We start from the raw sequence: 12,549 nt of genomic DNA, 5'->3' as shown, positions 1-12,549 counted from the left end.
GCGCGGCGTACGCTGAGTCGATGGCAAATCGTAGGAACCCAATAATATTTTCGCGCTTGCTTATCGCGCCAAATGAACGATAAAGTGCGCCACGAGGTATGGCATTGCAGTACTTCAGCGAAGACTTGAGAGGAGACGCTCAGCATGAAAAAAGTCACGCTCAACGGCAGATTCCCGATGATCCGCGGCGCGGTGATGGGACCGGTTGTGCGCGCACTCGATGCATCCGGCGCCCATTGCGACGCGCTGCTCGAAGCGTTCGGCATGAGCCGCAAGCTCCTGTCGAATCCCTATGAAATCCTGCCGCTTACCCGCTATGTGGCGGCATTCGAGCGCGCGGCCGAAGTCCTCGAGGAACCGTCGCTAGGCTTGCGTCTGGGTAGCGAATTGCAGTTGACGGAACTCGGACCAGCGGGTCTCGTGTTTCTATCGTCGCCGACCTTGAACGCGGCCGTGCGCAAGTTCTCGCTCGCGCTCGCGTCGTGGCAGAACACCACGACTTGCGAGTTACTGCGCGATGGCGAATGGCCCATCTGGACCTATCAGATCGCCAGCCCGCAAATCTGGCCACGCCGGCAGGACGCGGAATACAGCCTGGCGACGATGTGCCATATGATCCGGCTCGTGCGCGGCGCGGCATGGAATCCGGTTGAAGTGCATTTCGAACACGCAGCGCCGCCCGATCTCAAACCGTACGCCCGCATTTTCCGCGTTCCGGTGCGCTTTCAGCAGCCTTTCAATGGCGTGATTCTGCGTCCGCTGGATCTCGACGCACCGCTCAAGAGCGCCGACACACAAATGGCGCGCATGATGGAGCGCCATGCCACCGACCTGATTGCACGCGACGCCGTGCCTCACAGCATCGTCGAACAGGTGCGCGATCTGGTGACGCGGCGGCTCGCGCACGAAAAGCTGATCGTCGCCGATATCGCAAAAGATCTCGGTCTCTCGCATCGTTCGTTGCAACGGCACCTGGCCGAGGCAGGGACTTCCGTCCGGCAGATCGTGCGTGAAGAGCGGCAGCGTAGTGTGGAAGGGCTGCTTGAACGTAACGGGCTCACCAATGCGGCGATCGCTCGCGCCGTGGGTTATGCCGATGCGACCGTGTTGTGGCGCGCCACGCGCAACTGGAAAAAACAATAAAAGCGTGCGCCAACGCTTTCATTCTGAAAGTATTGATGCAACTAAATCGTCATACAAAAAACTTCCCTTTCCTAATTATCCGGAGCGAACCGCCGTGTTGGCGCTCTTACGAGCATTGGCGCGAATTATCGAAAATTTGGCGCGGTTCGCGAAGTCGCTTTATTTTTTAGCTACCTACCATGCGCTCACACCGAAGCATCGAACGTCGGTCAACCGAGCGCCTCGCCCCGCATTGCCAGGGTTCAGGCGAGTTCCAGACTAGCCAACAAAACTAGAGGCAGCGATGAATGAACCCTACTCTCCGACCCGTCTGGTCGACGCGGAGTCCCCGGTGGAATTGAAGGGCAATACGCTGGGCTTGTGGCAGATCGTGTTTCTCGTGATTTCCGCGGCCGCGCCGCTGACCGGCATGCTCGGTGCGGTGCCGCCCGCGATCAGCCTGGGTAACGGCGCGGGCATTCCGGGCGCGTTCGTGATTGCCGGCGTCGTGCTGCTGATCTTCAGCGTGGGCTTTGCGTCGATGAGCCGGCACGTGGTGCGCGCCGGCGCGTTTTACGCCTACATCGCCGCCGGACTTGGACGGCCGTTGGGCATGGCCGGCGCACTCGTCGCGCTGATGTCGTACACCTTCATCCAGATCGCGCTTTACGGGTTGTTCGGGTTTTTCTGCACGGTGATTCTTTCTCCACTACTGCATACCGCGATGCCCTGGTACGGCTATTCACTGATCTGCGTGGCGGTGGTGCAATTCACCGGCATCCGCGGCATCGATCTGAATAGCCGCCTGCTCGGCGTGCTGATGTGTCTTGAACTGGGCATTCTGTTGTTGCTTGCGGTTGCGATCGTCGTCCATGGCGGCGGCCCGAATGGCCTCACGCTCGCGCCGTTCACGCCGCAGCATGTGTTTAGCGGCCACCTCGGCATTGCGGTGATGTTCGCCTTCGCGTCGTTTATCGGTTTCGAGGCGACGGCGATTTACGGCAAGGAATGCCGGGACCCGAAGGTGACGGTGCCACGCGCGACGTATGTGTCGGTGATGCTGATTCTCGTGTTCTTCGCTTTCGTTACGTGGACGATTGTGTGCGCGTATGGACTGAACGATGTGGTCGCAGTCGCGACAAAGCAGCCGGGCGACTTCTGGTTCATTCAGTCCGGCAAGTACCTGGGCGGTGCGGTGACGACCGTGATGAGCTTCCTGTTGCTCAGCAGTATCTTCGCGAGTCTGCTGTCGTTCCATAACACGCTGGTGCGCTATATCCATGCGTTGAGCCTCGAGGGCATCCTGCCGCAAGCGCTCAACCGGGTGCACGCGAAATACCGTTCGCCGTATGTGGCGAGCTATCTGCAAACACTCTCAGTGTGCGTGCTGCTCGGTTGCTTCATCGCGGCCGGCAGCGACGTGTTCAATATCGTATTCAGCTGGAGTTCGGCGCTCGGCACAATCGGGATCGTGATGCTGCAAGCGGTGACGAGTTTTTCGGTGATCGCGTTTTTCCGCAAGACGCGCAAGGACACGCGCGTATGGCATTCGTTTATCGCGCCGCTGGTGGGTGGCCTCGGCCTGCTCTATATCGGCGTGATTCTGGTGCGCAATCTCGACGCGCTCAGCGGCTCCGATAGCCCAATCGTCAAGTCTTTCCCCTGGATCGTATTCGCGGTTGCGCTGTGCGGCGTCGCGATCGGTCTCATCCTGCGCAAAAAGCGGCCGGATATCTACGCGCGCTTCGGGCAGTAATCGAACGACGCGCAACGCATCCAGCGCGCGCCTCCCGTCACGTTCTAACGATCGACTGCTGCCGTTCATATCCGAGCGGCAGCGGGGTGGCGTCGCTCGTCCTGCTTTTCCCGTTTGTTCTCGCTGTTTTTACCACTCAACTCTCGACAAAAATATGGCAGACAAATTCGTCAAGCGCTCGGCGCTTGCGCTGGCCGCGTGCGGCCTCGCGATGGGCGCGCATGCGCAATCTTCGGTGACGCTCTACGGCACGGTCGACGCCGGCGTCGTCTACACGACCAACCAGCAGACGACGCTGGCCGACGGTAGCACCAACGGTCATGCGAATTACCAGTTGGCGGGCGGCAATCTGGTGCCGTCGCGTTGGGGCTTGATGGGCACGGAGGACATCGGCGGCGGCACCACGGTCAACTTCACGTTGGAGAACAGCTTTCTGATCGGCAACGGCGCGATGTTGCAGTCGAATACGCTGTTCAACCGCAATGCATGGGTCGGTTTGAACAACGGCACGTACGGCGCGCTGACATTCGGCCGTCAATACGATCCGTTCTCCGACTACATGGGTGCGTATGCGTCGAGCAATAACTGGGCGACGCTATACGGCTCGCATTTCGGCGACGTCGACAATCTCAACGAAGCGTTCAACTTCAACAACTCGATCAAGTACATCAGCCCGAGCTTCGGTGGCTTGACGGTTGGCGGGTTGTTCAGCCTGGGCGGTGTGGCGGGGAATTTCTCGCAGAACAAGGGCTGGGCGCTGGCGGCGAATTACGCACAGGGGCCGTTGTCGTTGAGCGCGGGGTATCTGGAGTTGAATCAACCGTTGCAGGCGGCCTTAGGCGGGACGACCGGATATATCGGCGATTTCAGCTGCGCGAACGCCGGTGCATCGTATTGTCTGCTGCAGCAGGCAAGCAAGGTGAGGATTTTCGGCGCAGGGGGCTCCTATGCGTTCGGCAAGGCGAGCGTGGCGCTCACCTATACGCATACGCGTTTATCGCAGAGTCAGTATTTCGCGAGCGCGGCGACGCCTGGCGGGTCGGATATCTCGTTCGACATTGCCGAGTTGAATACGACCTATATGCTCGCGCCCGATTTACAGCTCGGTCTGGCGTATATCTTCAACGACGCCAAACCGGCTGGCAGCGCGTCGACACGCGTGCATCAGGTCAACCTTGGGGCGGTGTACAGCTTGTCGAAGCGGACGGCGGTCTATGCGGTGGCGATCGGGCAGAAATCTTCAGGCGCGGGGCTGGGGATCAATCCGTCGACGGGGCAAACTGAAAATCTGGCGCAGATTCCCAATATCGTCAATTCGGATACGGATAAGCAACTCGCTGTGATCGTCGGCGTGCGGCACAATTTTTGATCCGCCTGCGCGGCGTTGGCAATCAGATTGACGCACAGATCGATGCAGAGATCTCCGCCGCCAGCGCCGCCCGGCGAGCCCTCCCAGCGGGCGAGGCGGAAAAGGGGCTAATCCGCGAGCCGCTTGTCGGCCAGTGCGCTCTGGCAATCCGCCAGCACCTGCTTGACCAGCCGCGCCTGAGGATCGAGCTCGTCCGTATCGAGAATCTCCTCGACGGCGTCGCGCGCCCAATCGGCATCGACAAACTTCGCGTGCCGCCGCGCGATCTCCAGCGCGGTTGCCGACAACCTGGCGATACTCAACCAGTCTGCCTCCCGCGAGCGGCGGTCGAGCCATTTATGGGCGGCCTGCACGTGAAACGCCGCGTCAGGCCAGTCCTCGTTCAGGTAATAAGCGCCAAGGCAGCCGCATGTGAGCCAGCACAACAGCTCCAAACGGTCCCGTGGACTCAGATGATGGCGTACATCACTCATGGCGACGCTCGCTGCTGTAATTTGCGTTCCGATGAGGACGGCAGGCCGTCCCCCGCTTCCGTTACACAATATCACGCAGAATTCGCGAGCGGCAATTGCTGACACACCCTATGCGCTCCGTACCACAAACGCCACGCTACACCACGCCGTAACCTGCGGCAGCGCGGTTCCGCTAGCGCGTCGCGACGATAAACAGCCGCGGGAACGGCAGCAGCACGGTGCCGTCGTCGAGAGCCGGATAAGCTCGCGCGACCGCATCCCGGTAGCGTTGCAGGAAGGGCGCCTTCTGACTGTCGTCGAGCGCGTCCAGGAACGGTCTCAGCGCGCTGCCCTTGAACCATTCGACCACCGCGTCCGCGCCGCCCGCGAGCGGGTGATAGTAGGTGGTGCGCCACACGTCGACCCGCGCGCACAGCGGCACCAGCCGCGCGTAGTACCAGTCGGCGCCGTGGCGCATGGTGCGTTCCACGCCCTTCAGCTGGTTCGCCCACGGGCCGTCCGCCGCGATTTCGCGCAGCAGACGGTGGGCGGGTTCGTCGAGATTGTCCGGCATTTGCACGGCGAGGTTTCCGCCCGGCGCAAGTTTGCTCACGAGCGCCGGAAACAGTTGCTCATGATCCGGTACCCACTGCAACACGGCATTGGCGAGGATCAGGTCGTAGGACCCGGTGGCGTCCCAATTCGTAATGTCGCTCACTTCGAACTGGAATTGCGGCAGGCGCTTGCGGGCGGCCTCGATCATGTCGGCGGAACTGTCCAGACCGCTGACTGTTGCCCCGGGCAGGCGAGCCGCCAGCGCTTCGGTGGAATTGCCGGGACCGCAGCCGATGTCCACCGCCGTACGCACGTCGGTTGCCGGTACCGCCGCCAGCAGATCCCTGACGGGGCGCGTGCGCTCGCTTTCGAACAGTACGTACTGTTTTGCATTCCAATTCGTCGATGAAGTCATGTCACGCTCCTTTGTTTTTACCTTGGGGCCGTTGCCGTTGCGCTGACACCCGCATATCGTGGGCGGTGTCGAACCGAACCAATCCGCTCATTCTGTGCGGTCCGCAGGGTAGAGTAAAATGAATTTATCATTCCGATTCCTTCATTTTTCTAATGAAAATCGACACGCTAGGGGTACAGGCGTTCGTCGCGATTGCGGATCGCGGCAGCTTTCAAGGCGCCGCCGATTCATTGCACGTCACGCAAACGGCCATTACGCAGCGTCTGCGTAAGCTCGAAACGTTTCTCGGTGTCACGTTGATCGAACGGACCACCCGTTCCATGGCGTTGACCGCAATAGGACGCAGTTTTTTGCCGCAGGCACGCCGTCTGTTGGGCGAGCTTGCCGATGCGCTGGTGGAGATTCGCGAGACGGGCGTGGCGCGTCGCGGCGATGTGTCGATTGCCTGTGTGCCGACCGTGGGCGTGCAATATTTGCCGCGCATTCTGCAGGCCTACGCCGCCCGTTATCCGCATAACCGCATCAGGATTCTCGATCACGCGTCGTCCGCGGTGGAGGAGGCGGTGCTGCACCGTGAGGTGGAGTTCGGCATCAATATCGCCGGAGAGCATCATCCGGATCTTGCCAGCGTGCCGTTGACGGAAGACCGTTACGTGTTGATCTGCCATGAAGATCATCCGCTGGCGAAGCGGCGGCGCATTGCCTGGCAGCAGTTGCAATCGTATCCGTTGATCTTTGCCGGAGAAGTCAGCGGCAATCGGGCGCTGCTCGACATCGCTCTGGAAAAGAACGCGCTGGCGCTGCGCTCGTTTTATGAAGTGCAACGCAGTTCGACGGCTGTCGGCCTCGTTGCGCAGGGGGTGGGCGCGGCCGTGGTGCCGGCGCTCGCTATTCAGAAAGGGGCGTATCCGACGGTCCGTACCGTCGACCTCACGCATCCGGTGGTCTCGCGCACGCTCGTGCTCGTGACCAGAAAGACCGCGCAGTTGTCGCCGGCGGCGCAGGCGCTCTACGACATGATTCTCGAACAGGCGACGCTGAAAGTTTGACGGTGGCTCGGAGTCGCCTGGCTTCGGTGCCGTTGCGCGGTGGTGTCGGCGTGAACTGGAATCGGCTTTTTGGGAAATTTGATCCAATGTATGCCGGGCTATGGCATCCTCGCGACAAGCGATGGCGTGCTCCGCACCCACGGGCGAACCTGAGCATCGCAGCGGCTTCGAGCAGCAAGCATTCCGAGGAGACAATCCATGTTGACTGTGTATAGCGATCGGCACCGGCTGCACCACGGCCATGCTGAATTGATCGACGGCGAAATGAAGCCTTGCTTCGAGATGCCGAGCCGCGCCGATTTCATCCTGGAACGGGTGCGCGAAACGCGGCTCGGCGAAGTGATTGCGCCCGCCTCATTCGGGCTCGACCCGGTGCACCGGATTCACGACAAGGGCTTCATCGCGTTTCTTGGCAGCGCCTGGGACGAATGGAGCGCGCTCGGCCGCAAGCACGACGCGCTGCCGCTCGTGTGGCCGGTACGCGGCATGCGCCAGGACCGCGTGCCGGAAGATATCGACGGCAAGCTGGGCTACTACGCGATGGATGCGGGTGTGCCGATCACGTCGGGCACCTGGACGGCCGTGCGCGATGCGGTGAATGTCGCGCTGACCGGCGCACGCCATGTGAGCGACGGCGCGCGCGGCGCATTCGCGTTGTGCCGGCCGCCTGGGCACCACGCGGCGGCCGACTATATGGGCGGCTACTGCTACATCAACAACGCGGCGGTGGCGGCGCAGTCATTGCTCGATGCGGGCGCGAAACGCGTGGCGATTCTCGATGTCGACTATCACCACGGCAACGGCACGCAGAGCATTTTCTATCATCGTCCGGACGTCCTGTTCGCGTCGCTGCATGGCGACCCGCGCACCGAATATCCGTTCTTTCTCGGCCACGCCGACGAAACCGGCACCGGTGCCGGCCTCGGTTACAACGCGAACTTCCCGCTGAAACCGGGCACGGCATGGGCGGACTATACGGTGGCGCTCGAAGCGGCTTGCGCGCGCGTCGCCGACTACGCGCCGGATGCGCTGGTGGTGTCGCTCGGTGTCGATACTTTCGAAGAAGACCCGATTTCGCAGTTCAAGCTGCGCAGCGACGACTATCCGCGCATCGGCGAGGCGATCGGTCGCTTGGGAAAACCGACGTTGTTCGTGATGGAGGGCGGCTATGCGGTCGCGGCGATCGGTGTCAACGCGGTGAATGTGCTGACGGGGTTTGAATCGGTGTGAGGCGCCATCGCTGAGCGCTATCTCCAGTCCGGCGAGCTGGCCCGATTCGAACGACTAAAACTGTATCTGTCCGCTTGAGCGAACCGTCGATACCCTACGATTCGCAGCCGGATACCCGGTGAAATTTTCCACAGCGACTGAACGAGCGGCCACGACCCCATGCTCCAGATACTAGGCAAAGCCTCATCCATCAACGTCCGCAAAGTACTGTGGGCCTGTGCCGAACTGAACCTGCCATTTGAACGGGAAGATTGGGGTTCCGGATTCAAGGCGACCGACGCTCCCGAGTTCGTCGCGTTGAATCCCAATGCGATGGTTCCGGTGATCCGGGACGGTGGGTTCGTGCTGTGGGAATCCAATTCGATCATCCGTTATCTGGCGGGCCGCTACGACGGCGAGTTTCTCTATCCGGGCGATCCTTGCGAGCGCGCGAAGTGCGATCAATGGATCGACTGGCAGGCGAGCGAGATGAACCGGGCATGGAGTTACGCGTTTCTTGCGTTGGTGCGGCGCTCGCCGGCGCATCAGGACCGTCAGCAGATCGACCTGTCGTGTGCGAACTGGGCAAGGCATATTGCGATTGTCGACAGGCAACTGGAAACAACCGGCGCCTTCATCGCTGGACCCGCGTTTTCGCTCGCGGACATTCCGATCGCGCTGTCGATCAACCGTTGGCTCGAGACGCCTTTGCAACACGCCGATTTTCCAGCGGTGACGGCCTACATGGAGCGTCTTGCCGCGCGCCCGGGCTATCTGGCGTACTGCCGCAACGGCACGCCGTGAACAGCGCGTTCGTGCTGCATTTGTCATGCTATAAATTCATGGCTGTGTCTCTGGCGTGGCGGGCTTCCTTCGCTCGTCAGTGCTTTCAAAAGTGATTCTTTACGCTTACAAAATAATTGATAAAAATCCGAGCGCTGAGCGTTTGCGCACGATGATCCGACTCACCTACAATGGCCGCTTTTGCGACGCGGATTGAAGGTTCAAAGATGCGGGTATCGAAATTTGTACTGGCCTTGCTTACGGCCTGTTTCACGCTTGATGCGAGCGCCGAAATGACGGCCTCGCAATACAAGATCTGGGCTCATGGCGACACCAACTCGGTCTATGCGGCCTACATTACTGGCACGATCAACGCGCTAGGGTGGGCGAACGGAGATCTGGTGTCGAAGAAGCGTCCGCCGCTGTTCTGCCCGCCGGAAAACCTCGCGATCGGCAATCAGAATGTCTATCCGCTGCTCGATCAGTTTTTCACCAACCATCCGGGCATCTCGGACGACTTTCCAGTCGGCCTCGCTATTCTGCGCACGCTTCAGGAGGCGTTTCCCTGCTGATCCTGAAGCACCGGGGCGACTTCTCGCCGACGCTGTCTCGTGACCGCCGTCGGCAGCCCGGTGCTTCGATGCGGTTCAATGCTGCTCGACGAACTCGACCACCTCGCCGTTATCGCGCTTCAGAAAGATCGCGTCGCCCTTGGTGCGAATTTCATTGCAGGAGCTGCCGATCTTGCGGCCTTTACTGCACACCTTGCCGTCTTCGGCTTTCCATTCGCCCTTGTCCGTGAAGCCTTTGTTGGTGCTGAAGTCGTATGCGCCGTCGGTGCTGTATTGGACGTGCCAGAGGCTTCCGTCGGCCAGCTTGATGTTGAAGGTCTTGCCGGCGAGCCGTTGCTGAATGTCGGAGGCCGATGCCGCCGCGGCATCGTCGGGGAATGCCGTTGAGCCGGTGGTCTGCGCAATCGCAGCGAGAGCCGGCAGCATCATGACGGCAAGAACAAGCAGGGGTTTCATCGAGTGTCTCCGCGTTGTTGGCAACGACTGGTTTTCTGACGCCGTTTTGGACGGTATTTCGGACGGCATTTCGAATGTAAATCGGCCCACCGTCCGTGGGCCGACGCTACACCGGTTGCATGGATCGAAGTGTGGCCTAACGCACAGGCCGGCGCCGATTCAACTGAACCGCGCCGGCTCGTCCATTCACGACACCGTGCCGGTCACGACGCCGCAAGCGCGTCCCGCTTGTCGTTCCTCGCAAAAGCGTTTTCCACGCCAGGCAGAATCTCGACGATTTCGAAGAAGCGGTCCCAGAACGGCGTTTCACGCAATGCTTCAACCAGCAATTCGTACGCGTGATGGCTCGTCGCGTCCCACACCCAGATGTCCGTCACGCGCGCCGAATAGAACTCGACGTCGTAGAAACGCAGGCTGACTTCATCGGCATGCATCTCGATGATCGGCTCGACATGTTCGCGCAGCAGGCGAAAACGTTCACCGGCGGAAAAGCCGAGCCATTCGGGCGTTGTTTTGACAAGCATGAATACGGTCAATACGGTTTTTTTCACAGATGAAGTCATGTCGTTCGATTCCAGTTGATGGCTGAGCGGTCGCTGAGGTTGCGCGAAAACAGGTTTAGAATACGAGCGATCACTCACATTTAAAACTCGCATTTCGGCCATGTCCAGATCGACTGCAACGCAACGCCTGAAACCCCGTAAAGCGCCGATTCAGCGGCGTTCGGCACAAACCGTCGAGGCCGTGCTCGAAGCGGCGGCTCGCATTCTGGAGACGCATGGCCTTGCCGCCTACACGACCAATGCGGTCGCGGAGCGTGCCGGCGTCAGTATCGGTTCGTTCTATCAATACTTTCCGAATCGCGACGCGTTGACGGTCGCATTGATCGAACGCGAAACCGCGCAACTGATGGCGGACATCGAATCGGCAACCTTGGTGGAGCATTCGCGTGGCAGCGTGCTCGCGATGGTGCGCGCGGCGGTAGCGCATCAGATGCGCAGGCCGGCGCTGGCGCGCATCATCGATTCCGAGGAACGTAGATTGCCGCTCGGCGAGCGTGATCGGCGGGTTGCCGAGACGATTCATGCGGCGCTTCTGGCGGCGTTGACCGACAAGCCCGAAGCGCCCGATCTGGAAGATGCGAATCTGGTCGCACACGATTTGCTGGCGATCGTGCACGGCATGGTCGACGATGCGGGCGAGCGCGAGGAACGCGACGCCGCGGCGCTGGAAGTGCGGGTGATGCGCGCCGTGGATGGCTACGTGGCGCAGTCGAGGCGGGAGAAATAGAGCGGCGGCTCCTTGTAGCGGTCGCGAGCCTGCGGGCCCGCTAACGCAACCATGACTGAGCGAGGCGGGCCCGCGTGGCCCGCTAACACAACATGGCCGGAATCAGACCGGCGTGCGGGGTCGCAAGGGCCCCGCGTGCAAACCTCAAAGTTGCACGAGCTTAGGAATCTGCACGTCCGGATTGACGTCGGCTTCATAGTCCACGCCGGCGATCTCGAATCCGAAGAGGCGCAGAAAGTCGGTCTTGTAGCCGCTGAAGTCGGTGAGTTCGTAGATATTGTCGTTGGTCACCTGAGTCCAGAGTTCCTGGACGCGGCCTTGAACTTCGGGATCGAGTTCCTTGTAGTCGGCGCGCAGACGGCCTTCTTCGTCGAGGTGCGGCGTGGCGCCGTACAGGCTGTCTTTGTAGAGCCCGTAGACCTGTTCGATACAGCCTTCGTGCGTGCCTTTTTCCTTCATGACCTTGAAGAGCAGCGACAGGTACAGCGGCATCATCGGGATCGCGGAGCTCGCTTGCGTGACGACCGCCTTGAGTACCGAGACGCGCGCATCGCCGCCCTTGGCCGCGAGTTTCTCGCGGATCCCGATTACCTTCTGGTCGAGATCTTTCTTGGCCGCGCCGATCGAACCGTTCCAGTAGATGTCGCGCGTGATTTCTTCGCCGAGATAGGTGAACGCGGTCGTCTTCGCGCCGCCGGCGAGCACGCCGGCTTCGAGCAGGGCGTCGATCCACATTTGCCAGTCTTCACCGCCCATCACCGCGACGGTGTTGTCGATTTCGGCTTGCGTGGCGGGTTCGAGGACGGTTTCCTTGATGACTTCCTTGTCGGTGTCGATGCCGCGCAGGTTGACGGCCTTACCGACCGGCTTCAGCGTCGAGCTGAAGACTTCGCCGGTTTTCGGATGCGTGCGCTTGGGTGCGGCGAGACTGTAGACGACGAGATCGACCTGACCGAGATCGCGCTTGATGACCTCGATGGTGCGTTGCTTGACTTCATCGGAGAAGGCGTCGCCGTTGATGCTGGTCGCGTAGAGGCCTTTTTCCGTGGCGAATTTTTCGAAGGCGGCGGTGTTGTACCAGCCTGCGGTGCCTGCTTTGGTTTCGCTGCCGGAGCGTTCGAAGAACACGCCGAGGGTGGCGGCGTCGGCGCCGAAGGCCGCGCTGATGCGCGCGGCGAGGCCGTAGCCCGTGGATGCGCCGATCACGAGGACCTTCTTCGGGCCGTTGGCGATGGGGCCGCGTGCCTTGACGTATTCGATCTGTTCCTTGACGTTGGCTTCGCAGCCAGTCGGATGGGTCGATACACAGATGAAGCCACGCACGCGCGGTTTGATGATCATGAAGCACCTCTTGTGTCGGAATGCCGACATTATAGGGGTGTTAGGGTTGGGGCCTGTTCGGTGGGGGGTTTTTTGTTGCCTGTGGCGTTGGGGTTTGCTTTTTGTTTTGCCCGTGCGGCGCTTGTTCGTCTGTCTGCCTGTGGTGTTGGCCTTTTCTTGAATTGTTATCGGTCTATTAGC

13 protein-coding genes are annotated in these 12,549 nt (G+C 60.8%); 8 read left to right on the top strand and 5 right to left on the bottom strand.

Going from position 1 to position 12,549, the window contains the following annotated elements; translation table 11 throughout:
* The first annotated feature begins 144 nt into the window (after positions 1-144).
* The 3 genes from PQR53_RS35860 to PQR53_RS35850 all read left to right on the top strand — a co-directional run bounded on the left by PQR53_RS35860 (position 145) and on the right by PQR53_RS35850 (position 4,247).
* Positions 145-1,143 (top strand): AraC family transcriptional regulator, encoded by a 999-nt coding sequence (locus tag PQR53_RS35860; RefSeq protein WP_408464891.1) that lies wholly within the window; start codon positions 145-147, stop codon positions 1,141-1,143.
* 283 nt (positions 1,144-1,426) lie between these two features.
* Positions 1,427-2,878 carry an APC family permease gene (locus PQR53_RS35855; RefSeq protein ID WP_408464889.1) on the top strand — a complete coding sequence of 484 codons (1,452 nt, stop codon included), beginning with the start codon at positions 1,427-1,429 and terminating at the stop codon, positions 2,876-2,878.
* Between the two features lie 154 nt (positions 2,879-3,032).
* Positions 3,033-4,247: a porin gene (locus PQR53_RS35850; RefSeq protein WP_408464887.1), complete on the top strand. Its 1,215-nt coding sequence runs from the start codon at positions 3,033-3,035 to the stop codon at positions 4,245-4,247.
* A 107-nt stretch (positions 4,248-4,354) separates the two neighbouring features.
* Here PQR53_RS35850 and PQR53_RS35845 read toward each other — a convergent pair whose 3' ends face one another.
* Both PQR53_RS35845 and tam read right to left on the bottom strand, forming a co-directional pair.
* Positions 4,355-4,720 carry a hypothetical protein gene (locus tag PQR53_RS35845; protein ID WP_323043798.1) on the bottom strand — a complete coding sequence of 122 codons (366 nt, stop codon included), beginning with the start codon at positions 4,718-4,720 and terminating at the stop codon, positions 4,355-4,357.
* A gap of 172 nt (positions 4,721-4,892) precedes the next feature.
* Positions 4,893-5,669: a trans-aconitate 2-methyltransferase gene (gene tam, locus PQR53_RS35840; protein ID WP_408464885.1), complete on the bottom strand. Its 777-nt coding sequence runs from the start codon at positions 5,667-5,669 to the stop codon at positions 4,893-4,895.
* Between the two features lie 152 nt (positions 5,670-5,821).
* On the opposite strand from tam, the gene PQR53_RS35835 reads away from it, so the two are divergent.
* The 4 genes from PQR53_RS35835 to PQR53_RS35820 all read left to right on the top strand — a co-directional run bounded on the left by PQR53_RS35835 (position 5,822) and on the right by PQR53_RS35820 (position 9,282).
* Positions 5,822-6,718, top strand: coding sequence for a LysR family transcriptional regulator (locus tag PQR53_RS35835; protein ID WP_408464883.1), 897 nt, complete (start codon positions 5,822-5,824; stop codon positions 6,716-6,718).
* 198 nt (positions 6,719-6,916) lie between these two features.
* A complete protein-coding gene (locus PQR53_RS35830; protein WP_408464881.1) occupies positions 6,917-7,948 on the top strand; it encodes a histone deacetylase family protein in 1,032 nt (343 codons plus the stop codon).
* A 159-nt stretch (positions 7,949-8,107) separates the two neighbouring features.
* Positions 8,108-8,731 (top strand): glutathione S-transferase family protein, encoded by a 624-nt coding sequence (locus tag PQR53_RS35825; RefSeq protein ID WP_408464879.1) that lies wholly within the window; start codon positions 8,108-8,110, stop codon positions 8,729-8,731.
* A gap of 272 nt (positions 8,732-9,003) precedes the next feature.
* Complete coding sequence (locus tag PQR53_RS35820; RefSeq protein ID WP_408464878.1) at positions 9,004-9,282, top strand: hypothetical protein; 279 nt, start codon at positions 9,004-9,006, stop codon at positions 9,280-9,282.
* A 75-nt stretch (positions 9,283-9,357) separates the two neighbouring features.
* Here PQR53_RS35820 and PQR53_RS35815 read toward each other — a convergent pair whose 3' ends face one another.
* On the bottom strand, positions 9,358-9,738 hold the full coding sequence (locus PQR53_RS35815) for a hypothetical protein (RefSeq protein WP_408464876.1): 381 nt from the start codon (positions 9,736-9,738) through the stop codon (positions 9,358-9,360).
* 203 nt (positions 9,739-9,941) lie between these two features.
* Entirely contained in the window at positions 9,942-10,301 is a 360-nt protein-coding gene (locus PQR53_RS35810; RefSeq protein WP_408464874.1) for a darcynin family protein, read from the bottom strand.
* A 100-nt stretch (positions 10,302-10,401) separates the two neighbouring features.
* On the opposite strand from PQR53_RS35810, the gene PQR53_RS35805 reads away from it, so the two are divergent.
* Complete coding sequence (locus tag PQR53_RS35805) at positions 10,402-11,028, top strand: TetR/AcrR family transcriptional regulator (protein ID WP_408464872.1); 627 nt, start codon at positions 10,402-10,404, stop codon at positions 11,026-11,028.
* 144 nt (positions 11,029-11,172) lie between these two features.
* On the opposite strand, the gene fabV is transcribed toward PQR53_RS35805, so the two are convergent.
* Positions 11,173-12,369, bottom strand: coding sequence for an enoyl-ACP reductase FabV (gene fabV / locus PQR53_RS35800; RefSeq protein WP_408464870.1), 1,197 nt, complete (start codon positions 12,367-12,369; stop codon positions 11,173-11,175).
* Positions 12,370-12,549: the final 180 nt, after the last annotated feature.

Source organism: Paraburkholderia fungorum, assembly GCF_046027605.1.
In the GTDB taxonomy this organism is placed as follows: Bacteria; Pseudomonadota; Gammaproteobacteria; order Burkholderiales; family Burkholderiaceae; genus Paraburkholderia; species Paraburkholderia fungorum_F.
The sequence above is the reverse complement of the archived record's forward strand: the minus strand, read 5'-3'. Positions and strand labels throughout refer to the sequence as shown.

Excerpts from the sequence above, each read along its gene's own strand:
- fabV (WP_408464870.1), bottom strand. The coding sequence starts at position 12,369 with ATGATCATCAAACCGCGCGTGCGTGGCTTCATCTGTGTATCGACCCAT.
- PQR53_RS35845 (WP_323043798.1), bottom strand. The coding sequence starts at position 4,720 with ATGAGTGATGTACGCCATCATCTGAGTCCACGGGACCGTTTGGAGCTG.
- PQR53_RS35850 (WP_408464887.1), top strand. The coding sequence starts at position 3,033 with ATGGCAGACAAATTCGTCAAGCGCTCGGCGCTTGCGCTGGCCGCGTGC.
- PQR53_RS35860 (WP_408464891.1), top strand. The coding sequence starts at position 145 with ATGAAAAAAGTCACGCTCAACGGCAGATTCCCGATGATCCGCGGCGCG.
- PQR53_RS35810 (WP_408464874.1), bottom strand. The coding sequence starts at position 10,301 with ATGACTTCATCTGTGAAAAAAACCGTATTGACCGTATTCATGCTTGTC.
- tam (WP_408464885.1), bottom strand. The coding sequence starts at position 5,669 with ATGACTTCATCGACGAATTGGAATGCAAAACAGTACGTACTGTTCGAA.
- PQR53_RS35825 (WP_408464879.1), top strand. The coding sequence starts at position 8,108 with ATGCTCCAGATACTAGGCAAAGCCTCATCCATCAACGTCCGCAAAGTA.
- PQR53_RS35835 (WP_408464883.1), top strand. The coding sequence starts at position 5,822 with ATGAAAATCGACACGCTAGGGGTACAGGCGTTCGTCGCGATTGCGGAT.
- PQR53_RS35855 (WP_408464889.1), top strand. The coding sequence starts at position 1,427 with ATGAATGAACCCTACTCTCCGACCCGTCTGGTCGACGCGGAGTCCCCG.
- PQR53_RS35830 (WP_408464881.1), top strand. The coding sequence starts at position 6,917 with ATGTTGACTGTGTATAGCGATCGGCACCGGCTGCACCACGGCCATGCT.
- PQR53_RS35805 (WP_408464872.1), top strand. The coding sequence starts at position 10,402 with ATGTCCAGATCGACTGCAACGCAACGCCTGAAACCCCGTAAAGCGCCG.
- PQR53_RS35815 (WP_408464876.1), bottom strand. The coding sequence starts at position 9,738 with ATGAAACCCCTGCTTGTTCTTGCCGTCATGATGCTGCCGGCTCTCGCT.
- PQR53_RS35820 (WP_408464878.1), top strand. The coding sequence starts at position 9,004 with ATGACGGCCTCGCAATACAAGATCTGGGCTCATGGCGACACCAACTCG.